The organism is Prevotella sp. TF12-30, assembly GCF_003436715.1.
GTDB lineage: Bacteria > Bacteroidota > Bacteroidia > Bacteroidales > Bacteroidaceae > Prevotella > Prevotella copri_A.
The window spans coordinates 55,153-77,876 of the sequence record NZ_QSQJ01000011.1 but is presented as its reverse complement, the minus strand read 5'-3'; the positions used below and the strand labels follow the sequence as shown (position 1 = coordinate 77,876).

Genomic DNA, 22,724 nt, shown 5'->3' with positions numbered 1-22,724 from the left:
TGCAGATTGCAAACCATGGCTCCTCATCAAAGACCTATCACAATAACAGTTATCACAGTTTCTCGAAACACTTTTCTTTTTCTCATTCCAGAACTAACTATATATATTATATTTATAATAATAATATATATAGTTAAATTCTATTTAACATTTCCCTTCCCTTCAGATACCCCTCCGTAAAAACTGTGATAACTGTTATTGTGATAGCTGTGATCACTCTTGATGCACTAAAACAGTGCATCAAGGTTGAGGATAAAATCCACAAATCACCGAATGAAAGTTCCACAAATCACCGAATAAAAGTTCTACAAATCACCGATTTATTTAAAAAGATTCCTGATTTTCAGTTTCTTCTCGTAAAAATCAGTTATCTTTGTAGGCGAAATGGCATTAGCCTTAGTTCCTATCGTAATCTAATGTATATTCGCCATGGTATGAGCTTTGTAATCAGCGAATTACAATTTGGCAACAAGTTGTTGCCAAATTAGACGATGTAAATATGCAACAACTTGTTGCACAATTACAAGAAGGATTTGGGCAACAACCTGTTGCCCAAATAAACGAGGACGTTTTCCTACCTGTCTGGCATCTCGGAGCAAGAGTGGTTTGCGCATGGAATCGTCTTTCCAAGCGATGAACTCTTTGTCGATATTTCTACTGATATATTCTTGCATCTTTTTAATTATTTGATTATCAGCTGTAAAAATAATAGTAATGTCGAAATCCGACAAATAATCAGGGATCACTTAAATAAATTCTCCATTGTAACCTCTTTCTGCACAATTCCACTATACTTGCCATACGCCACACCATAAGTGGTAATCATCGTAAGATGAACAGACTGTTTTGGCGACAAAGTGCTCTTCAATGCCTCTATGCGATGGCGCAAACGCATTTCTTCATCCTTACTTATATGATAAGGAGCACTGGCAAACTTCATCTCGCATAGATTGACCACGTTGTCATCCCTAAGAATCAACAAGTCAATCTGCACGCCTTCTTGTTCATCATCTCCCTTCACACTCCAGGCAGAAACAGAAGATTTGACGCCAGCAATCTGAAGAGCACGCTTGATTTGCTCTATATGTTGCCAACAAATCTCCTCAAAAGCCACCCCATGCCAAGCCTTCAGGATGTCTGAAGTCATGTTATCATTGGCAAATCCTGCATCACATGCATTAGCTTTCACATATTTCAGCCAAAAGAGGCAGAAATTATCCATCAACTTATAGCATTCCACACTCTTCGCCTTACCATAAGGATGATATCGCATAATAAAATCACTCTCCACCAAAGCTGCAAGCGTATTCGTTAGTCCACCACCCAAAGGAATACCGGTGGCTTTACTGATTTCCTCACGAGTGAAACCTGCATGACGAGTAGCCAACTGCCTGACTACCTTCTTGCTATCCTCTGGATTATTGAAGATGGCAGCAAAAAGCCGGTTGAACTCATCACGCAAACGAGGCTTGCTACCAAACAGAATCTTATCCACATTCTGTTCGAAGCTCAATCCTTTCTGGAAATAGCTTATATAATAAGGTATGCCTCCAAACACCATATAACTTTGCAAGATATCATATTGGCTCATTTGGATTTGATTATGCTCAAAATACTCTTCACACTCTCGCAAGGTAAAAGGAGATAGTTTGATTTCCGCAGTCAATCTGCCATAAAGTCCACCTTTGTTTCTCGACAAATTGCTAAGAATCCATGAGGTAGCACTGCCACAAACGATCAGCATGATGTTATCTCTGCCACTGCACCATCCATTCCAAAAGTTCTCGAAAGCAGGAAGAAAGCCAGACCTAGGTGTATCCATCCATGGCAGTTCATCTATAAAGACGACCTGTCGCTCACCTGTATCCAAGTGCTGCAACAACTGTTCCAGCTGGAAGAATGCCTCCATCCAGGACTTAGGTTGTTTATATCCCTCAAGTCCTTGATTAAGAAGCGCATAATAGAAGCTCTCCAGTTGAACCTTCATCCGACTTTTGTCACTATCCTGGTCAACTGGCGAAACCCCTGTATGCTGAAAGGTAATGCGACCCTTCAGTGCCTGCTTGATAAGAAACGTCTTGCCCACACGTCGTCTGCCATATACGGCGACAAACTCTGGTCGGTCACTGTAATACAACTTGTTTAATTCTGCAATTTCCTCTTTTCTTCCTACTATCATAGTCTCAAAACTTATTATATTCTGCCGCAAAAGTACAAAAAATATAGTTTGCGGCAAAATATAATGTACTATAATCTGCCGCAATTATACTTTTTTAGCGATTTGCGGCAGAATATAACGTCCCCCTCGTTAATCCTTAGCAAGGAGACCATTTTCTATAGAAGGTTGGTAAAACTACTACAATATTATAGAAGATTTGCGTATTTTCTAATATTTCTACTAAAAAGATTCGAGCGGTACGGTTGGAATTGTCCTATACGCCCTTAAAGGGCAGAAGCACCTAGCCCTGGGCTAGGTGCTTCTAGGCTTTCAGCCTGTGCCAACCGTACAGATGGAAACTTTTTTGATGCGGATGAATATAAAATTAGGGCGTATAGACATGCTCGCATAGCGAATGGTCTCGTTTTGGCGGATTTCCACTTGCCAGTTTTACAACTTTTTGCTATATTTGCAGTGTCAATCGATTATTTTACACTAAAAATAGGTTATGCTTATGAAACATTTTACACTCATGAACGAATTCAAAGTTGTGGTCATCTGCACCCTGCTGATGAGTCCGATCCAATCAGTCTTAGCCGAAAACATCGCCAAGGGAACTTGTGGCACAGGTGTCACCTGGTCGCTGGATGACGAAACCCTCACCATTGCAGGCAGCGGAAAGATGAACGACTTTGGCAACCCGGAGCGTAGCGAGTCCACCCTCCCTTCCTGGAATCCCTACAAGAAAAATATCAAGCATCTTGTGATAGGCGACGAGGTTGAATACATCGGACACTATGCCTTCTATGGCTACACCCAGTTGGAGGACATCAAGTTTGGCAAGAGCGTAAAGCGGCTGGGCAACAATACGTTCCGAAACTGCACGGGGCTTACGGAACTCAACCTGCCAGAGTCAATCGAGCAGATAGGAGACAAGTGGACCAACTATAGCGACTATGGAGGCACCTTCTTTGGATGTAAGGCATTGAAGGAGCTGACCTTGCCCGTTAACCTCAAGTTTATCGGTGCCAATGGTTTCGACCAATGCTCTGGCATCGAAAAGCTCTTTTGGAATGCCCGAGATTGCGAAGTAGACATCACGGGCTATTCCAGCTATGATGTCTTCGAGAATTGTCCTATCAAGGAGGTTGACTTCGGCAGTGAGGTCAACTCGGTGCCGGAAAGGGCGTTCTATACCAACGGAGGCTTGGAGATAGTGAAGACTTACGGCACCATCAACTATGTCGGTACAGAGGCCTTCAAGGGTACCACATGGCTTGGAAACCAAGAACGTGGCATGGTGTATCTCGACCATGCGGCCTATATCTACAAAGATGCCGCAGAGAGCGATGACCCTATCAAGTTGGACTTGCCAGAAGGCACCAGAAGCCTGAGCTCGCGTGCCTTGATGGGCAACAAGAAACTGGTGAAAGTTACGATACCTAAGACATTGGACCGAATCGGCGAGATGGCTTTTGATGGTTGCTCGTCGCTTGGCGAGGTTGTCTGGAACGCTGATTCTGCCAGTATTATCGAGGATTTCTACTATGGTTTCAAAGTCCAGTTGTTCTCTCCGTCGCTCTCAAAGATAACTTTTGGCGAGGGCGTAAGGGTATTGCCTCCTTCTTTGCTCTGCAAGTGCTCTGGACTGGAGGAAATCAAGTTGCCGGAGTCGTTAGAGACAATAGGCGAAAAAGCTTTCTCCGAATGTGACGGCATCACTGAGCTCACGATTCCAGACAAGGTGAAGACTACGGGCAGTCAGGTATTCTATCAACTGAAGAACGTGGAAACCATCACCATCGGAAAAGGTGTGAAGGAGATAGACTATTATTACATTTTTGGTCAGTGTCCTAGGCTCAAGACCATCAACTGGAACGCCACCCATGTCGCAGAAAACAAGTATGATAATTATCATAGCGACTTTCACTGCATGGCCAGCATAGAGACGCTCAACTTCGGCGACAATGTTGAGTATGTCCCTGCGATGGCTTTCTCAAAGGTGCCGACGCTCACCCATGTCAAGCTGGGCAAGGGCGTCAAGCATATCGGCGAGGGCGCATTCCTCCAAGACGAAGGTATCACGGAGATAGAGCTGCCAGATGCGTTGGAAAAAATCGACTACAATGCCTTTTCTTCTACGAGTATCGAGAATCTTTTCATCCCAGAGAACGTGACATATCTGGGAGGTAGCTCGTTTAGCACTTCCACCCTGAAGCAAGCCATCGTTACTCCAAGGGTTACCCCAGAAGGAGCAACAGGATTGGTGTCTAATTATGAGGCGAAAGTATATACTCCTGATGTGGAGGCCTTTAATGAGGGTGTATATAACAACACCTACAAGGAACGAGTGCTGCCGATGGTCGTGGCCAATCAATATGAGTTCGACTATGAGGAGGGTAAGGTGCCGACGGCAACATTCAGCTGCAACATTCCTGGATACAAGTTGTCGAGTATCGAAAACGTGACTCTAGATGGTGCGGAAGGCTCTCATTGCACCAAGATGAATGCCACATTCGAGGGGGCGAGAAGTTTCTCCACCACCGTTGCTTATTATTATACTGTCAAGAAGGAGACGGAAACGGGCATCGCTCAGGTTCCCGCCGACGGTGCTCCAACCCTCAAGGTTGATGGAAAGACCATCTTGCTTTGCAACTTGTCAGCACCAACTACAGCCATAAGCATTGCCACTATTGATGGAGTTATCCGAAAGAGCGAGATAGTTAAACAGAATACATGGCAGACAACTATGAGCGAGGCTGGTGTATATGTTCTGAAAGTAGGACAAAAGTCTTATAAAATTGTTGTGAAATAAACAGAGCTAAGTCATATTTTTGCTACGATATGTCTTTAGCTTACGAAAAATATAACTCCCTATGTGAGAAGTCGATAGAACTTTTTTGCATAGGGAGCTATGCTGTACGCTTGGAAGGTGGCAATTTTTGGCAATATTGCCACTTTTTCTCCGTAAGCGAAAAGACAGATCCTTTTAATATATGCACGAACTGGGGCGGTAACTTCATTTTTAGGATGCTCTCTTTGAGCACATTTCTAAATTGATTGACGAGGCACACAAGCATGTTCGCACGACCATAGATACAGTGATTCTATTGCGTGTATTCTGAAAAGCTAAACACTGTTTAGCCAATTCAAAAGAAATCAAAAAGTTCTATACTACTTATTCTCAGATAGTTATAAATTTCCCCCAAGTTGGGGGAAAATTTGAAACACCACATTCTGTTCAATTCTTACCTCAAGTTGGAGAAAAGGAGCAAGACATTGCGGAGATGCTTTTTTCAATACCATGGACACACCATAAGTTCATCCTTGACAAGATAAAGGGTGATGTGCAGAAAGGATTGTTTTTTGTAGCAAAGGCAAAAGAGGTTTACTTTTGACGAGCAACATTTCTTTGTTGATTTGGTGTTCTACAACCGCCTGCTGCAATGTTATGTACTCATTGACCTAAAGATGGGCAAATTGATACATCAAGATTTGGGGCAAATGCAGATGTACGTGAACTATTATGACAGGCATATGTCTATGCAGCGGCTTACCAGCTCTATCTGCCCGACAAAGCCTTGCTGCAAGCCAAGGTGAAGGAATGGATTGAGGAGTTTGAGGAGAATGAAGAAATAAAGAAATTAGAGGAAGATTAAACAAAACTTAGAATGAATACAAAAGCGTTACGCCAAAAGATACTCGACCTTGCGATACATGGAAAACTTGTACCGCAAGACCCTAATGATGAACCTCATCTAAAATTCCTAAAAACATAGCAATCATGCCATCTGGTCTTTGTGCATCAATAGCAGCATCATATCACTGAATACTTTTTAGGCAAAAATAATGCCTTTGAGTGATTTTGTAGGAGCCAAATAATAGAAAATATGGGGTAATATTAAAAAAGTAGTGATTTTTTTGGAGGTTCAAAATAAAAATATTACTTTTGTACTATAATATAAAAACAACAAGAACGGAAAGCCCCACCTGGTGATGAGACTGAGCGCTCAAAACCGGGTGGGGCTTTTTCGCCCCTAAGAAAATAATAATGTATGAAAACAATTGAAGAAGAAATCGACGAATACTTCGTCAGACCTTTAATGAAAATATTTGATGGTGGAGAAGCTCCTGAAGGCTGGAACATTCGCAAAAAGGCAGAACAATACAATCGTTCTTTCCATGACCAGGTGTGGATGATAAAGTTTCATCACAGGATGAAACCTATCTATTGGCGTCTTCTGTCGGGTGATTATTCCGAGAGCATCGATTGTTCTGATGTGCTTTATCCTGTATCCTTATGGATGTATGCCTATGATGAGCTTGGTAAACTCGTAGGCGAGCATAATATAATGGATCTTCTGAATTCTGCATACTACAGAGTGGGCGGACTATATAATTTCTTCCATTTATTGCGATGCATTATGGACCAGTCTTACCGTCCATATATCAAGCAATGGCCAGAGAATGCAATTGATAAGGAGCTAGAGAAACTGGAGGTTAGCGGTGATAGCGTGCGTGGAGAAATGCTGTGCGTTTTGTCGGCTTACCTGATGATAGAGCACACGGATTTGTCAGAAAAGCATAAGGATTTTCTGGAGGAACAGCTGGAGCAAAACTGGGATTACTTGACAAATGTGTATTCTTTTATGGTAAGAAGAATCGTTGGGTCTCATTTCAAGGGCTTCGTGCAGATTATCAACAATGTGGCTGTTGCCCAGTCTTTTCATCCTTATGTGCACATATTCCGTAAAGCGGTTCTCATGCGAAAGGATGAATTGTTTGTTACTCCCAAGAGTAAGGAGAAACTGGCAAGACACATGGCAAAACTGGAGGATATCTTGAAGACTACTTCACAGAGAGAAGATTTGGACGAATTGTGCAATATCATCTTTGGATCTGATTTTGAGGAGATGATGAAGACTAGATACATGAGTTATGATGAGCTGGATGAGCAGCGAAGGGAGTTGCAGGATTCTGTGGGGAAGTTGTCTTCTGAAATGGAGAAGGTTACGAAGAAATTTGCCGAGGCTGTAGAGTCGCGCGTGCCCGTTGATTTGATAGAGACGCAGTTGCTGCGTCTGGATCCTTCCACGGCATCAGCCATCTTTGGTAATCTATCTCTCCTCCTGGCAAAAGACCCGGCATGGGCTAAGATTCAGCCTGAGCTGTCTGAGAAGATTATGCAGAAATTCATGCCGCAAACTCCGGTTGTTAATTGTGGGACTTATTATGGTGAAGGTGCGATGCATGAAGATCATAGGAGTCAGGTCTATCTGGCTCCTGAAAGTAATGCTTCAAATAAAATGATGTTGGATTCTAAAACAAATAGACAATGAATGCATATTATGAGGATGGTGCCGTCCACAACGACCATCATAAGGAGTTAACTATCGGGGGAAACGTAACGGCTGAAGCCCTCAAGCAAATCATGGCAAAATTCTTTGATGATGATTCTGATTCTGAAGGATGCAAACCGGTGGATGATGCGAAAAAAAGTGCTTCCCCGGCTGCCGGAAGAGTGGCTGAGGTGCTCTTTCCCGATAAGAATGGCGAGAAGGATGTGAACCTGACAGAGAAAATGGCGCATGCTTTCGTGAACTATCTCAAGTTGCATCATATCTCTAATGAGCAGATTTCTACCACCGACGGATTGCTTAATAAGAGCGTGGCAGCTTTCTTCCAGTATTGGAGCGGTCGGGGCTACTTGTACTCGGGAACTCCTAATGGGGCATCTATCTCACGGTTCTTGCGAGAAGATTGCCATCTCGAAATGAAGGTTACACAGAAATCGTATGGCGATTATATCAGAAAAAAGATTATCGCAGGTCATATTGATGTTGATGTGGAGGTAAGTGTTGAGGACTATATGAAGTCGCTAGAAGATTGAAGCTTTCCGCCGAATAGTGGATGCCGTTTGACGTAAAGAAAATAATTATATCTCTGTAAGATATTGATATAGAGGGGCAAGACGATGGTTTTGCCCCTTTCTTGTTTCCGCCGAATTCAATTTGGCGCATTCGGCGGAAAAGGCGTAACGGAGTATTCTTTCTACTTTTGCCCCAGATTTCAGAACGATACCGGTTCTGAGGTCTGGGGCTTTTGCGTTTTCTATCGCCAGGATGCTGGGATAGGTTTCCTGCCATGTTGTAAGTGGCGCAGCGTATCAGCCCATCGGTCTTTGACAAGGTTGATACATTTTTTTATTGTGGAAACTTTTAGTGTTTTTTTTACGAAGGTATCCATCGGGTACCTTTTATATATTTACTTAATTTTTTTTGCTTATGATGAATTCAAAAATTCAGAAGGCAGAGGATGGCAAGAATGCCGGCTCTGCTAAGAAGAGTGTGCAGACTGGTAAGAAGGTGGTCGACAAGAAGGAAGCCAATAAGAAACAGGCTGCACAGGTTGCTGTTTTTGAGAATCCGGAGTTCGGAACGGTTCGCACCGCTACTGATGAGAAGGGCGATCCTTGGTTCTGTGCAAAGGATTTGTGTGATGCGCTGGGATATAAGAAATCGTCAGACTCTGTAAAACAGCATGTTAGGTGTGATGACACCATAAAACGTGGTGTATGGGTAGAGGTGGGCATGAAGAAGGATGGAACTCCTGCCAAACGTTTAACGCAGATGATCTTCGTAAACGAGAGCGGCTTCTATGCTCTGGTGCTAGGTTCCAAGTTGCCATCGGCGGTGAAATTCAAGGATTGGGTTACCTCGGTGGTGCTGCCGCAGATTCGCAAGACGGGCGGTTATATCCCGGTGAAGGAGGGGGAGAGCGAGGAGGAGACGATTCGCAATGCCGAGGAGATTCTCCGGGCTACCCTGAAGAAGAAGGAGGAACTGCTGGAGCAGCAGAGAAAGCTGATCGAGGAGCAGGATGTGGAAATCCGCAGACTGAATGGCGTGGTGGATGAGCAGGTGGTGAATATCGCCCGAAAGGGTGAGAACATCATCCATCTGGAGCACCAGGTGGATGGGCTGATGCCGAAGGCGATCTACAGTGACAATGTGCTGGATTCCGTTTCCTGCTTCACTACGACTCAGGTGGCGAAGGAGTTGGGGGTTACGGCGCAGGAGCTGAACCGCTCGCTCTGTGCCCTGCATATCCAGTATTACCAGAGTGGGCAGTACATGCTCTATGCGGAGTATGCGCACATGGGATTGGCGAAGAGCCGCACCCGATACAATGCCTTCCTGGATCCGAAATGCGATGGCAGAAAGGAGAAGATGGGCAAGGCGGTTACGCATACCTATCTCGTATGGACCGAGAAGGGCAGGAAGTTTATCCATGATCTGGCCCGCAGATTCTGGGAGCTTGCTGAACTGTATGAGGTGAAGAATTTGGGATAATCATTAAAAATGGAAATATGGCGATAAAGCAACAGGTAATGGCTTTAAATCCGGCACGCAAGGGCAATATGGGAAGATTGAGCTCTTCCCAGCCCCTGTATGTCTATGACACCCTGATAGCACAGCCGTGGCTGAAGGGTGTGATTGCGCAGATACGTGGGGAGAAGGCTATCCCCGGCGTAGATGCTGGTGATGAAAAGGCGGTGAAGAAGGCACGCGAGGGGCTGAAAAGACAGCTGCCTATCCGTGCCATTCATTATTCTAAGTTCAGGAATAATCACCGCTCTAGTGAGGATGCGGTGCCTGAAAGCTTCCTCTTTCAGACGACTATTGATGTGGATGATGTGGAGTATGTGGATGCTGCACTGGAGAAGGCTCGTGAGCTGAACTGCAGTAACACGATATGGAAGGGGAAGCTGCTGCATCTGGAGTATTCGGCTAGAAAGAAGCTGCATATTGATATCAGAATGCCGATGGGGATGACGATTGAAGAGACGCAGAAGGCGTATTGTGAGGCGGCTGGGATTCCCTACGACAAGAGCTGCATCACGCCCGAGCGAATCATCTTTATCACGGATAAGGACTCCGAGATTTATCGCTCGAAGGAGTGGTATGGGGTTCTGCCGGATGAGGAGATTCAAGCCCGCAGAGAGGCTTTCCTCAAGCGTGGGCTTACGATTGACGGTAAGGGGACGGCTCGCTATAGCTTGCTTGCCGGGGATTGCAAATCCCCGGAACGCCTGGCGGGGGGCTTTCAGGGGCAAGTACCTAATTGCAAATCCCCGGAACGCCTGGCGGGAGACTTCCAGGGGCAAGTACCTAATGATAGTAATCATAAAGTTCAAAGTTCAAATCTCAAAGTTCAAAGTAATGACGATGTTCAAGACAATCGATTTCAGGGCACTGACAGCCATTCTGCTGTTTCTTCTGGCGCTGCTATTCAGCCTGCCCAACCTGGTAATAGCCATCGTGCTGATGATGATTATATCAGCCATACTGGAGATGCTCAGAAAGCTGGCGGACTGGCAGCCCAAGAAGCAGGGCAAGTTGATGCCAAGAATCTGATTGCCTTCGACCTCTTCCAGGAATCTGCGGGACTGAAGGGGATGAATATTGATACCGTCGGGTCAAGACACTCCTCTCTGCTCGCCATTATGAGCGCTGGCGCTTCTCGTGTGATGAGTGAGGAGGAACTGATGAAGGTGGTGGCGAAGAGAATGCCGAGCTATTATCAGGAGAATGACTGCCATCAATTGATCCATGACTTCTATTCGAAATATGGGGACAGCTCCAAGCCTTTTTCGAGGGATGTGATTCGGGTGAATGCCTTGGCGGAGCAGGCTGCTAAGAGCTTGCTTGCCGGGGATTGCAAATCCCCGGAACGCCTGGCGGGTTCAATGCTTAATGTTCAAAGTAACGCCTGTGTTCAAAGTTGTAACGCCTCTTATCCGCCTCCACCTCCTATGCCCGGGAAGCTGCCGAAGCTGGTAGAACTGCTGATCTCGAAGACTCCGGAGATTTATCAGCCGGCTGTGGCGCATGCCATTTTCCCTCCGCTGGCAACCCATCTCTGGAATACCAGATTCAGATATATCGACAATGTGGAGCACGAAGCTACCCTGATGACCTGCCTCCTTGCAGGCACGGGCGCAGGTAAAAGTTGTGTGCAGATGCCGATTTCGATGATTATGGAGGATATCCGTAAGCGTGACCAGGAAAACCTGAAGCGTGAGAAGGAGTGGAAGGAGGAAATGATGCGCAAGGGCGCCAACAAGGATAAGCGCAAAAGACCCGATAATCTCATTATACAGGAGATAGATGCGGATATGACCAACCCTGCCTTTGTGATGCGTACGGCAGAAGCCAAAGGCCACTTCCTCTATACTTCGCTCAACGAGATTGACCAGTTTGATGCCCTGAAAGGTATCGGCAACCAGCATTTCCGTATCATGTGCCTCGCCTTTGACCCAGGTAATCAATATGGACAAACACGAGTGGGAACCCAAAGTGTCACCGAGCGAGTAACCGTCCGTTTCAACTGGAATGCCTCTACCACCATCCAGAAGGGACAGCGTTATTTCTCCAAGGTGCTGACAGACGGTCCGCTGAGCCGAATCAACTTCTGTACCATTCCCGAAAGAGAAATCGGCGATAAGATTCCGGTGTATGGCACCTACGATGATCAGTTCCGCAAGGAGCTGAAGCCCTATATCGAGAACCTCTGTATGGCTACCGGCTTGATAGATTGCCCCGAGGCTTACCGTCTGGCTGAGATTCTGAGTGAGGAGAATGCGGATTTTTCGCAGGTTGCCCAGAACAGAATCTACGAGAACTTCACGTTCCGTGCCAACGTGATAGCCTATCTCAAGGCGTGCGTGCTCTATGTTGCCAATGGCTGCAGATGGGAGCCGGAAATAGAGGATTTCATCCGCTGGAGTGAGCGTTACGACCTGTGGTGCAAGATGCGTTTCTTCGAGGAGGACATCCAGAAGGCGAACAATGTGGGCGAGCATTCCAACAAGCGTGGCCCTTCCAATCTCCTGCAGTCGTTGCCGGATACGTTTACCGAGCAGCAGGTGGTGGAGGCTCGTGCAGCCCTGGGACTCTCGGAAGAGGGTACGGCGCACCTGCTTTCTACCTGGGTGTATAGAAAATACGTGAAACGTGGCAGCGAGAACTATCACAGTAACAGTTATCACAGTTTTACGAAGCTGAAATACAGATGTGATGGGCAGGAATTATCTTAATTTCTAAACTTTAATTTATTTTGATTTACTTATGGAAATAGTTTTAGAGCGTATAGCTAAGAAGAATACTTATACCATCGGCCGACTTTATCTGTTGGCTGATGGTGATGTGGAGCGCAAGGTGCTTAGCGGCAAGACAGCCGGTGACAAGCGCAGTTTCGAACATCGTTTCGATTTGGAGAAGTTGTCTAAGGAGAGCTACTTCTGTGACACCCTGGAGCCAACCTGGCGCAACCTGAAGGGGATAGAGCTGAAGCCGGAGGAGGAGAATGCCCGTTTCAGCCGGGAGAGCGGCAAGGTGGCGAGAAAGATTCCGGGCCATACCGCCATCCCCGAGGGTTCGTATCGTGTACTTATCACCAAGTCGCCCCGATTCAAGAAGTGGTTGCCGTATGTGCAGGGTGTTCCCGGTTTCGAGGGCATCCGCATCCATGCCGGCAACTATCCCGACGATACCCAGGGCTGCATCCTGGTGGGTGAGAATAAGCTGAAGGGTATGGTGGTGAACTCCCGTATCTGGCTCCATCGTCTGATGAATCGCATCCAGGCAGCGGAGAATCAGGGGGAAGGTATCTGGATTACCGTCATCTAATGAGGGGATAGTTTCATTGATATTCCTGGATAGTTTCATAGATATTCCTGGGAATAGTTTCATTGGTAGCCTGGGATAGTTTCATTCCTATCCCCGGAATAGTTTCATTGGTATGGTAGTAATCGTATATTTAAGTTCTTTTTCTTTAGATTTTGACCTTGAAAAAAGATGGATTAAGTAGTAAAAATCGTTTAGGGGGGGTAATTTTGGCTTGATATATGCTGAAAAAACAGAATTTACCCCCATATATGCCAAAAATTACCCCCTAGCATACGGTTTTTGTTGTACCTTTGCACCAGAAAAAATAAAACGGCGTTGTGAAACGCTTTCATCATCTTTTACTTATACAAGAATAACAATGGGGTTTCGATAGGGGTATCGAAATCCCATTGCTGTTTTTATGCCTTGTGTCTGAAAGCTTTTGCCCTTTCAGGGCGTGTGGGGCTCACTGCGAACCTTACACCTTATTATATATAGAAGAAGCTTGATATGTACAGAAGAAGCTTGATTATATATAGGAGATGCTTGGGAAATGCAAAAAGCCATAAAAACGGATGAAAATAACAAAACACGACAAACTAAGTTAAATAATTATAAAAGATAAGGGCTGCGGCTCGTAACTTACACATAATCAAATAAAAATGTGTAATTTTGCAGTCCGATTATTTCGGGGATACACTTAGAGTCCCCTGGGTATGGTGTGTTAATAGCACATCCTGTGGCCGGGATTTGCGGTTAGTGAATCACCTATCCGAAATTAAGTGAGTAAGAAAAGATTAAAACGTTTTTTAGTAGTAAATTTAAATTTTAAAATGGACACATTAAGTTTCAAGACTATCTCTGTTAATAAGGAGACAGCTAAGAAAGAGTGGGTTGTAATCGATGCAACAGACCAGGTAGTAGGTCGCCTTTGCTCAAAGGTTGCTAAGTTGCTTCGTGGTAAGTACAAGCCAACTTTCACTCCACACGTAGATTGTGGTGACAACGTAATCATTATCAACGCAGCTAAGGCTGTATTCTCTGGCAAGAAGGAGACTGATAAGGTTTACACACGTTACACTGGTTACCCTGGTGGTCAGCGCTTCAATACTCCAGCTGAGTTGCGCAAGCGTCCTGATGGAATGGACAAGATCCTCCGTCACGCAGTTAAGGGTATGTTGCCAAAGGGCCCTCTCGGTCGCTCTTTGATGGACAACCTCTTCATTTACGATGGCACAGAGCACAAGCATGAGGCTCAGCAGCCAAAGGCAATTGATATTAACCAGTATAAATAATTAAGGTAGAATGGAAGTAATTAATGCAATTGGTCGCCGTAAGAGCGCTGTAGCTCGTGTATACCTCTCAGAGGGTACAGGTAAGATCACAATCAACAAGAAAGATATTGAGACATATTTCCCATCAGCAATCCTTCGCTATGTAGTAAAGCAGCCATTGCAGTTGCTCGAGGCTGAGGGTAAGTATGATATTAAGGCAAACCTCGACGGTGGTGGTTTCACCGGTCAGAGCCAGGCTCTCCGCCTCGCTATCGCTCGCGCACTCGTTAAGATCGACGCTAACGATAAGAAGGCATTGAAGGATGCAGGCTTCATGACACGTGACTCACGTGCTGTAGAGCGTAAGAAGCCAGGTCAGCCAAAGGCTCGTCGTCGCTTCCAGTTCAGCAAGCGTTAATCTTATACATATATTTATATATATATTCAGATTATTATAGCTGAACTAAAAAGTTTAGTATCTAAATCGGTGAGATTCCATTAATCGGGGACTACTCATCGACTGATTCTAGCTAGAATTCAAAAGAAAGTAAACAACATTTAAACAAGAAAAGACAATGTCAAGAACAAATTTTGACCAGTTACTTCAGGCAGGTTGCCACTTCGGACACCTCCGTCGCAAGTGGAATCCAGCAATGGCTCCTTACATCTTCATGGAGCGTAACGGTATTCATATTATCGACCTCAACAAGACTGTTGCTAAGGTTGACGAGGCTGCTGAGGCCCTCAAGGAAATCGCCAAGACAGGTAAGAAGATCCTGTTTGTCGCTACTAAAAAACAAGCTAAGGATGCAGTTGCCGAGAAGGCAGCTTCTATCAATATGCCATACGTAAACGAGCGTTGGGCTGGTGGTATGCTTACCAACTTCCCTACAATCCGTAAGGCAGTTAAGAAAATGACAAACATCGACAAGCTGTTGAACGATGGTACATTCTCTAACCTCTCAAAGCGCGAGTTGCTGCAGATCAGCCGCCAGCGTGCTAAGTTGGAGAAGAACCTCGGTTCTATCGCTGACTTGACACGTCTCCCAAGCGCACTCTTCGTAGTTGACGTAATGAAGGAGCACATCGCTGTTAAGGAGGCTAACCGTCTTGGTATCCCTGTGTTCGGTATCGTTGATACTAACTCAGATCCAAAGAATATCGACTACGTTATCCCAGCTAACGATGACGCTAAGGACTCAGTAGAGGCTATCCTCTCTGCAGTTTGCGGTGCTATCGCTGAGGGTCTTGAGGAGCGTAAGGCTGAGAAGGCTGACGACAAGGCTGCTGCAGAGCAGAAGGATCAGCCTAAGAAGAAGGCTGCTCGCAAGGACGAGGCTGAGTAATTAGGCAAACAAAAATATACTGGAGCCATTGATTCTGTTTTATGATTCGATGGCTTTAGTACTTTTAAACCAAAGATTATTATTAACTTTTAATATTAGAAAATATTATGGCTGTTTCAATTGAAGATATCAAGAAACTTCGCGCTATGACTGGTGCTGGTCTTGCTGACGTTAAGAAGGCACTCACAGAGGCTGAAGGTGATTTCGATAAGGCAAAGGAGTTGCTCCGTGAGCGTGGTCTCGCTATCGCTGCAAAGCGTTCTGACCGTGAGACTTCTAACGGTTGCGTTCTCGTTAAGAAGGTTAACGATTTCGCTGCTATCATCGCTCTGAAGTGTGAGACTGACTTCGTAGCTAACGGTGCTGACTTCATCAAGTTGACATCTGACATCCTCGATGCTGCTATCGCTGCAAAGGCTCAGACTCTCGACGAGGTGAAGGCTTTGAAGATCGGCGACTCTGATGCTCAGGCTGCTGTTACACAGCGTTCTGGTATCACCGGTGAGAAGATGGAGCTCGACGGCTACTGCGTTCTCGAGGGTGACAACATCGAGGTTTACGACCACATGAACAAGCACACTCTCTGTACTATGGTTCAGCTCAACGAGAACAACGCGGAGGCTGGTCACAAGGTAGCTATGCAGGTAGCTGCTATGCGCCCTGTAGCTCTCGACGAGTCTTCTGTTTCTGAGGAGACTAAGAAGACAGAGCTCGAGGTTGCTGTTGCCAAGACTAAGGAAGAGCTCGTAGAGAAGGCAGTTAACGCTGCTTTGAAGAAGGCTGGCATCAACCCAGCTCACGTTGACTCTGAGGATCACATCGAGAGCAACACCAAGAAGGGTTGGTTGACTCCTGAGCAGGCTGAGGAGGCTCGCAACATCAAGAAGACTGTAGGTGAGGAGAAGGCTGCTTCTTTGAACCCAACTATGATCCAGAACATCGCAAATGGTCGTCTGGCTAAGTTCTTCAAGGAGAACTGCCTCGTTGACCAGGAGTTCCAGTTCGGTGATGGTGACAAGCAGACTGTTGCTCAGTACCTCGCTTCTCAGAGCAAGGATCTCAAGATCGTTGCTTACCAGCGCTTTACTCTTGCTGCTGAGTAATCATTACTCAAAAGCAAGCATTAATTTGACTTATAGTTAAATTAGAATATCCGGGAGTTATGGAGTTAAAGCTTAGCTTTGCTTCTAACTCCCATTTCTTTTTTATATATATTTTTGGGTTTATGAAGATATTTGCTATCGGTATGAACTATACCGAACACAATAAATCGCTGCATGGTACGTTATCTAAACCAGAGCGTCCTGTTATTTTTACCAAGGCTGATTCTGCGCTGCTCAACAACGGCAAGCCTTTCTTCATCCCGGATCATCTGGGAAGAATAGAGTATGAGACCGAACTGGTGGTGCGCATCTGCAAGTTGGGAAAGACCATTCCGCAGCGTTTCGCCCACCGCTATTATGATGCGGTGACCGTGGGCATCGACTTTACCGCCCGCGAGATGCAGAAGAAGCTGAGAGAGGCGGGTCAGCCATGGGAGCTTGCCAAGGGATTCGACGGTTCTGCCGCTATCGGCGAATGGGTGGATATCCAGAAGTTCCGTGACATCCAGGCTATCCACTTCCATCTCAACATTAACGGCGAGAATGTGCAGGAAGGCTGTTCGAGCGATATGCTCTACAAGGTGGATGAAATCATCTCCTACATCAGCCAGTATTTTACGCTCAAGACTGGAGACCTGCTCTATACGGGTTGTCCTACAGGATGCGGTCCAGTGAAGATCGACGACCATCTGGAGGGCTATCTCGAAGATAGAAAGGTGCTCGACTTTATGTGTAAATAAAGAATATATAAAAGAATATATGAATAAGAGTAGAATATGGCAATACCTTTGTTTCGTGGCTGTGCTGGTGCTGCTGGCGCTTCCTGCTGCGGCACAGAGATTCTTCAACCTTACCTCGCAGGAGGTGAAGGTGGACTCCATATTGCCCCAATTCGTATATTCTTTGCCTTTGCAGGGTGATTATCAGGATTCTATCTATACGGTAACAGTGAAATATCCGGAGTATGTGGATATGCCTGCTACCGATATTTCTCATTACAACCGGCTTTCGGGCGCTGCTCTTCCCGAGCAGGTGGCCATCTGCCAGCAGGTAACCGAATGCCGGAAACAAGGCTTGCTGGTGATTTCCTTTTCTCCTCTCGTTTTCAGGGAGCACAGATACCAGGCGCTGGTGAGCTTCATGCTGGATATCCAGGCGAAGCCGCTGAAACGTTCGCAGAGCCACTCGCATCTGCTGAAACGTTCGCAGCAGAAAGCCCGACTGCAGACCCGTGCCGGGGAGGATGCTACTCCTGCCTATGCCGACCATTCTGTGCTGGCAAGCGGAAAATGGGCAAAGATCAGGGTGAGCGAAACGGGTATTCATCAGTTGACTGCCGACGTGGTGCGCCGTGCCGGTTTTTCGGATATCAGCAAGGTGAAGATCTACGGTTATGGAGGAAATCTCCAGAACGAAGCGCTCTATGCCCAGGATATTCGGGAGACTGACGACCTGAAGGAGGTACCGCAGTATGTAGTGGATGGCAGACATTATTTCTATGCCCGCGGTGCGGTGAGCTGGAGCAGCCCGACGGCTATGGTGCGTACCCGCAATCCCTATTCAGACTATGGCTATTATTTCATCACCCAGAGCGATGAGGCGCCGAGTCTCTGGGCAGATTCAGCCTCTTTCGTATCTTCCTGCCATCCGATGCCGGAAGATTATCATTCTCTTTTTGAAGTAGATGGGTTCAGCTGGATGCAGGGTGGAAGGAATCTCTTCCATCCTACAGCCGTCAAGGTGGGCGATACCCAGAAGGTGGTCATCACCAATCCTACCGGATGCAGCCGGGGAAAGCTGGTGGTGGCTGTTACCGCCGGTACCAACACCCAGGTGCAGATCAGGAAGAACCAGCAGGAACTGGGAACCATGAGCCTCCAACTGCCTGTCAATACCAGCAGCAGTGCCTATACGGTAGGCGTGGAAAGGAGCGCCACCTATCCGCTTCAGGATTTCAGGGAGAAGGATACCATCGAGATACAGCCACTCAGCGGCGGACCGGTTCATCTGGATTATGTAGCTGTAACCTGGGAGCAACCTGCGCCCTTTGCCGGTTTCGGAAGCCAGATTCCTGCAGCCGAGTATGTGTATGGCATCACACCGCAGGATCATCATGCCGACGGGGCTGCTGATATGGTGATCATCATCCCAACCTCGCAGAAACTGCTCAGGCAGGCACAGCGGCTCAAGGAATTCCACGAAACCCACGACGGGCTGCGCGTGAATATCGTGCCCGCCGATGAACTCTATAATGAATTCTCCAGCGGTACCCCCGATGCCAATGCCTACCGCCGCTATCTGCGGATGCTGAGCGACAGGGCGGCTACGGCTGCTGACATGCCTAAGTATCTCCTGCTCTTCGGCGACTGCGTATGGGACAACCGGATGCTCACGGCCGACTGCAGACTGCTGAATCCGGATGATTACCTGCTCTGTCATGAGAGCGATGACTCGTTCAGCAAGACCACCTGCTATGTGAGCGACAGCTGGCTGGGAATCATCGGCGAAGGAAAGGGAGCCGATCCGAAAACCGAACTGCAGGATGTGGCGGTAGGACGATTCCCCGTGACCACGGCGCAGGAAGCCAGGATACTGGTGGACAAAACCATCAATTACAAGAAGAACGCCAATGCCGGAGCCTGGCAGAACACCCTGATGTTCATGGGCGATGACGGCAACGAGAATCTCCACATGGCGGATGCCAACGAGGTGGCAGACGACATCGCCTCGCTGTATCCGGGCTATCTCATCAGAAAGGTGATGTGGGATGCCTATACCCGACAGACCTCCTCAACGGGAAATTCCTATCCCGAAGTTGCCAGTATCATCAGGCAGCAGCAGGCTAATGGTGCCCTGGTGATGGATTATGCCGGACATGGAAGCGAGACCCAGATTTCGCATGAAAACGTGCTCAAGATTACGGATTTCGAATCGTTCAGAAACGAGAATCTGCCGCTGTGGGTGACGGCATCCTGCGACATCATGCCTTATGACGGTACGAAATCTACCATCGGCGAGGCTGCCCTGCTGAATGAAAAAGGTGGAGCTGTGGCATTCTACGGTACCACGCGTACCGTGTTTGCCCAGCAGAACAAGTATATGAACCGTGCCTTCCTGCGCAGGGTGCTGAGCCGGGAAGACGGCAAGCCACTTGCGATAGGCGAGGCACACCGGCTGGCACAGAACGACGTGATGCTGGGCAATGTGATGGCGGGCGAGATAGACCGCTCGGAAAACCATCTGCAGTATGCCCTGCTCGGAGATCCTGCCCTCTCGCTCAACCTGCCGATGATGAAGGTGGTGGTGGATTCCATCAACGGCATCTCCTGCCAGCGCACCGATACGGTTCCGCTGCTGAGAGCCGGAGATATAGCCAGGATTGCGGGACATGTAGAGACGGATGTGGATTTCCAGGGGGTAGTGACGGCTACGGTAAGGGATTCCAGGGAACTGGTTACCTGCAAGCTGAATGATGCCACTGCCGACGGTGCCTCTTCCGCCTTCCAGTATTACGACCGCCAGAAGACGCTCTATCAGGGTGCTGACAGCGTATCCGGCGGAAAGTTCGCCTTCAGCTTTGCCGTACCTAAGGATATCAATTATTCGGGTGATACCGGACTGATGAATCTCTATGCCGTCAGCAACGACAAGGCGCTGCGGGCGAATGGAGAAAGCGCACGGTTCAAGGTGGGCGGCAGCGTGGTGGCAGAAAATGACTCCATCGGCCCGTCGGTATTCTGCTATCTGAACTCGCCTACCTTCGTGGATGGCGGCAATGTGAATACCACCCCTTATTTCGTGGCAAGGATATCAGACAAGGACGGAATCAATGCCGCAGGAAGCGGACTCGGCCATGACCTGAAGCTGGTGATAGACGGAGATCAGTCGAAGACCTACAATCTCAACGGTTATTTTTCGTATGATTTCGGAACCTATACCAGCGGTTCCACCTGCTACAGTATTCCGGTACTCCCGGCAGGCAGGCATCAGCTTACCTTCACGGCATGGGATATCCAGAACAACAGTTCTACCACCACCCTCCACTTCAATGTGGTTAGCGGTCTGGCTCCATCACTCTTCGATGTGGGCGTGACGGAGAATCCAGCCCGCAGCAGCACCACCTTCATCGTTTCTCACGACAGGACGGAGAGCCGGATGGATGTGGTGATCGAACTCTATGATACTTCGGGCAGACAGCTCTGGCGCCATGCCGAGAGCGGAGTACCGGCTTCGGAGGTCTATACCGTGAAGTGGGATCTATCGGTAGATGGCGGTCGCCCTCTGGGTACGGGCATCTATCTGTATCGGGTCAAGGTTTCATCGGATGGCAGCAGCTATGCCTCCAAGACCCGGAAACTGATCATTATAAAATAGAAAATATCATCATATAAAATAATGTAGTATGAATAGAATCGTCAAGATATTCGCAACCGGTTTCCTCTCGGTATGGGCGCTGACGGCATCGGCGCAGAACGGAGAGGGAGATACCAAGGAGAGTCTTTTCAATCCGGTAAACTATGCCGTCATCTCTCAGACCATAGCGCCCGATGCCCGTGGCGGAGGTCTGGGTGATGTGGGTGCGGCAACCGATCCGGATGTCAACTCGCAGTATTGGAATCCGGCAAAGTATCCCTTCAACATCTCCAGGGCGGGCGTGGCGCTGAACTTCACTCCATGGCTCCGCTCGCTGGTCAACGACATGAATCTCGCCTATCTCTCGGGCTATTACCGCATAGGCGATTACAGTGCCGTATCCGCTTCGCTCCGTTACTTCAACATGGGTGAGGTGTTTCTTTCTGAGCCGGGAGAAAACGACAATACGATGACCATCAATCCCTATGAGATGTCGATTGATGTGGCTTACTCTCTGATGCTCAGCGAGAAATTTTCCCTGGCGGCAGCCATCCGCTGGATCTATTCCGACCTGCGCTTCGACTATCAGGAGGAAAATTCGCCAGCCTCGGCTTTTGCGGCGGATATCGCAGCCTATTATCAGAACTATGTCAACATCGGACCGCGTGAGTGCCAGTTGGGCGTAGGTCTGAACATTTCGAATATCGGCAGCAAGATTACCTTCAGCGGTCAGGAGTATGGCGAGTTCCTGCCTACCAATCTGCGTCTGGGCGCCTCACTGATGATTCCTATCGACGAGTACAACCGCTTTACCATAGCCGCAGATGCCAACAAGTATCTCGTACCGACGGTTCCTGCTCAGAAGGAGGGAGAGGACAACTCGGAGTATGAAGACCGTGTGCATCGCGAATACAACGATATTTCGGGCATCAGCGGCATCTTCAGGAGCTTCAGCGATGCCCCAGGCGGATTCAAGGAAGAGCTGGAGGAAATCAACTATGGCGTAGGTGCCGAGTATGTATATAATGACAAGTTTGCCCTGCGTGCCGGCTATCATCACGAGAGCCAGAGCAAGGGCAACCGCAAGTACTTCACGGTGGGAGCCGGCTTCAAGATGAATGTCTTCTCGCTCGATGCTTCCTATGTGGTAGCCACCGCCAAGAGCAATCCGCTCGACCAGACCCTGCGCTTTACGCTGGCGTTCGATATGGACGGATTGAAAGACCTGTTCAAGCGATAGGCAGGCTGGCAATAAGGGAGGAAGAGCCTTGTTGGAAGATAATAAATAGAGAATATAAACATATTAATAACTTTAATCATCAATAATAGAATTATGAATATTCGTGTAGGATTTGGATACGATGTTCACAAGTTGGTAGAGAACCGTGACTTGTGGATGGGTGGTATCAAGATAGATTATGAGTTGGGTTTGCTCGGTCATAGTGATGCCGACGTGTTGATTCACGCCATTTGCGATGCCCTGCTGGGTGCAGCCAATATGCGTGATATCGGTTATCATTTCCCTGATACGGCAGCAGAGACCCTCAATGTGGATTCCAAGATTCTGCTCAAGAAGACGATGGACCTGATTGCCACCAAGGGATATACCCTGGGCAACATCGATGCAACGGTCTGTGCAGAGCGTCCGAAGCTCAATCCGCATGTTCCTGCCATGAAGGAATGCCTGGCAAAAGTGATGGGTGTAGAGGAAGACCAGATCTCCATCAAGGCTACAACCACAGAGAAGTTGGGCTTTACCGGAAGAATGGAAGGAATCTCAGCTTACGCTACAGTATTGATAGAAAAGGCTTAATGAGGGT

The 22,724-nt window shown here is 47.4% G+C and carries 16 protein-coding genes and 1 pseudogene; 15 read left to right on the top strand and 2 right to left on the bottom strand.

Translation table 11 applies throughout. The features are described from left to right. Positions 1-455: 455 nt before the first annotated feature. Positions 456-674: a hypothetical protein gene (locus DXD25_RS06305; RefSeq protein ID WP_147327869.1), complete on the bottom strand. Its 219-nt coding sequence runs from the start codon at positions 672-674 to the stop codon at positions 456-458. Between the two features lie 68 nt (positions 675-742). Next, positions 743-2,179, bottom strand: a complete 1,437-nt coding sequence (locus DXD25_RS06300) for an ATP-binding protein (RefSeq protein ID WP_117662292.1) — start codon at positions 2,177-2,179, stop codon at positions 743-745. Between the two features lie 493 nt (positions 2,180-2,672). Here DXD25_RS06300 and DXD25_RS06295 point away from each other — a divergent pair, with 493 nt between their 5' ends. The 15 genes and pseudogenes from DXD25_RS06295 to ispF all read left to right on the top strand — a co-directional run bounded on the left by DXD25_RS06295 (position 2,673) and on the right by ispF (position 22,717). Next, positions 2,673-4,973, top strand: a complete 2,301-nt coding sequence (locus tag DXD25_RS06295) for a leucine-rich repeat domain-containing protein (RefSeq protein WP_187360445.1) — start codon at positions 2,673-2,675, stop codon at positions 4,971-4,973. A 560-nt stretch (positions 4,974-5,533) separates the two neighbouring features. Next, positions 5,534-5,817, top strand: a pseudogene (locus DXD25_RS06290) (PDDEXK nuclease domain-containing protein); the annotation flags it as partial. A 396-nt stretch (positions 5,818-6,213) separates the two neighbouring features. Then, a complete protein-coding gene (locus DXD25_RS06285) occupies positions 6,214-7,497 on the top strand; it encodes a hypothetical protein (protein ID WP_117662289.1) in 1,284 nt (427 codons plus the stop codon). Further along, entirely contained in the window at positions 7,494-8,048 is a 555-nt protein-coding gene (locus DXD25_RS06280; RefSeq protein ID WP_117662287.1) for a hypothetical protein, read from the top strand. The genes DXD25_RS06285 and DXD25_RS06280 overlap by 4 nt, the downstream gene beginning before the upstream one ends. A gap of 394 nt (positions 8,049-8,442) precedes the next feature. Then, complete coding sequence (locus DXD25_RS06275) at positions 8,443-9,510, top strand: phage antirepressor KilAC domain-containing protein (RefSeq protein ID WP_233522213.1); 1,068 nt, start codon at positions 8,443-8,445, stop codon at positions 9,508-9,510. 17 nt (positions 9,511-9,527) lie between these two features. Continuing rightward, entirely contained in the window at positions 9,528-12,257 is a 2,730-nt protein-coding gene (locus tag DXD25_RS17140; protein ID WP_233522211.1) for a hypothetical protein, read from the top strand. A 31-nt stretch (positions 12,258-12,288) separates the two neighbouring features. After that, the gene (locus DXD25_RS06260) at positions 12,289-12,849 is read left to right on the top strand and encodes a DUF5675 family protein (RefSeq protein WP_117662285.1); all 561 of its coding nucleotides are present in this window, start codon (positions 12,289-12,291) and stop codon (positions 12,847-12,849) included. Between the two features lie 812 nt (positions 12,850-13,661). Further along, the gene (gene rplM, locus DXD25_RS06255) at positions 13,662-14,123 is read left to right on the top strand and encodes a 50S ribosomal protein L13 (RefSeq protein ID WP_089544422.1); all 462 of its coding nucleotides are present in this window, start codon (positions 13,662-13,664) and stop codon (positions 14,121-14,123) included. Between the two features lie 10 nt (positions 14,124-14,133). Then, positions 14,134-14,520, top strand: coding sequence for a 30S ribosomal protein S9 (rpsI, locus tag DXD25_RS06250; protein ID WP_089544421.1), 387 nt, complete (start codon positions 14,134-14,136; stop codon positions 14,518-14,520). Between the two features lie 157 nt (positions 14,521-14,677). Beyond that, positions 14,678-15,448: a 30S ribosomal protein S2 gene (gene rpsB, locus DXD25_RS06245; protein ID WP_089544420.1), complete on the top strand. Its 771-nt coding sequence runs from the start codon at positions 14,678-14,680 to the stop codon at positions 15,446-15,448. A 107-nt stretch (positions 15,449-15,555) separates the two neighbouring features. Continuing rightward, a complete protein-coding gene (tsf, locus tag DXD25_RS06240; protein WP_117662283.1) occupies positions 15,556-16,551 on the top strand; it encodes a translation elongation factor Ts in 996 nt (331 codons plus the stop codon). A 122-nt stretch (positions 16,552-16,673) separates the two neighbouring features. Further along, the gene (locus DXD25_RS06235) at positions 16,674-17,291 is read left to right on the top strand and encodes a fumarylacetoacetate hydrolase family protein (RefSeq protein WP_089544418.1); all 618 of its coding nucleotides are present in this window, start codon (positions 16,674-16,676) and stop codon (positions 17,289-17,291) included. A gap of 19 nt (positions 17,292-17,310) precedes the next feature. Further along, a complete protein-coding gene (gene porU, locus DXD25_RS06230; protein ID WP_117662281.1) occupies positions 17,311-20,925 on the top strand; it encodes a type IX secretion system sortase PorU in 3,615 nt (1,204 codons plus the stop codon). A 28-nt stretch (positions 20,926-20,953) separates the two neighbouring features. Continuing rightward, complete coding sequence (porV, locus tag DXD25_RS06225; RefSeq protein ID WP_117662279.1) at positions 20,954-22,144, top strand: type IX secretion system outer membrane channel protein PorV; 1,191 nt, start codon at positions 20,954-20,956, stop codon at positions 22,142-22,144. A 93-nt stretch (positions 22,145-22,237) separates the two neighbouring features. Beyond that, positions 22,238-22,717, top strand: coding sequence for a 2-C-methyl-D-erythritol 2,4-cyclodiphosphate synthase (ispF, locus tag DXD25_RS06220; RefSeq protein ID WP_117662277.1), 480 nt, complete (start codon positions 22,238-22,240; stop codon positions 22,715-22,717). Positions 22,718-22,724 lie beyond the last annotated feature (7 nt).

What these genes read in the sequence shown, in the direction of transcription:
- DXD25_RS06305 (WP_147327869.1), bottom strand. Translation starts at nt 674, where the DNA reads ATGCAAGAATATATCAGTAGAAATATCGACAAAGAGTTCATCGCTTGG.
- DXD25_RS06300 (WP_117662292.1), bottom strand. Translation starts at nt 2,179, where the DNA reads ATGATAGTAGGAAGAAAAGAGGAAATTGCAGAATTAAACAAGTTGTAT.
- DXD25_RS06295 (WP_187360445.1), top strand. Translation starts at nt 2,673, where the DNA reads ATGAAACATTTTACACTCATGAACGAATTCAAAGTTGTGGTCATCTGC.
- DXD25_RS06285 (WP_117662289.1), top strand. Translation starts at nt 6,214, where the DNA reads ATGAAAACAATTGAAGAAGAAATCGACGAATACTTCGTCAGACCTTTA.
- DXD25_RS06280 (WP_117662287.1), top strand. Translation starts at nt 7,494, where the DNA reads ATGAATGCATATTATGAGGATGGTGCCGTCCACAACGACCATCATAAG.
- DXD25_RS06275 (WP_233522213.1), top strand. Translation starts at nt 8,443, where the DNA reads ATGATGAATTCAAAAATTCAGAAGGCAGAGGATGGCAAGAATGCCGGC.
- DXD25_RS17140 (WP_233522211.1), top strand. Translation starts at nt 9,528, where the DNA reads ATGGCGATAAAGCAACAGGTAATGGCTTTAAATCCGGCACGCAAGGGC.
- DXD25_RS06260 (WP_117662285.1), top strand. Translation starts at nt 12,289, where the DNA reads ATGGAAATAGTTTTAGAGCGTATAGCTAAGAAGAATACTTATACCATC.
- rplM (WP_089544422.1), top strand. Translation starts at nt 13,662, where the DNA reads ATGGACACATTAAGTTTCAAGACTATCTCTGTTAATAAGGAGACAGCT.
- rpsI (WP_089544421.1), top strand. Translation starts at nt 14,134, where the DNA reads ATGGAAGTAATTAATGCAATTGGTCGCCGTAAGAGCGCTGTAGCTCGT.
- rpsB (WP_089544420.1), top strand. Translation starts at nt 14,678, where the DNA reads ATGTCAAGAACAAATTTTGACCAGTTACTTCAGGCAGGTTGCCACTTC.
- tsf (WP_117662283.1), top strand. Translation starts at nt 15,556, where the DNA reads ATGGCTGTTTCAATTGAAGATATCAAGAAACTTCGCGCTATGACTGGT.
- DXD25_RS06235 (WP_089544418.1), top strand. Translation starts at nt 16,674, where the DNA reads ATGAAGATATTTGCTATCGGTATGAACTATACCGAACACAATAAATCG.
- porU (WP_117662281.1), top strand. Translation starts at nt 17,311, where the DNA reads ATGAATAAGAGTAGAATATGGCAATACCTTTGTTTCGTGGCTGTGCTG.
- porV (WP_117662279.1), top strand. Translation starts at nt 20,954, where the DNA reads ATGAATAGAATCGTCAAGATATTCGCAACCGGTTTCCTCTCGGTATGG.
- ispF (WP_117662277.1), top strand. Translation starts at nt 22,238, where the DNA reads ATGAATATTCGTGTAGGATTTGGATACGATGTTCACAAGTTGGTAGAG.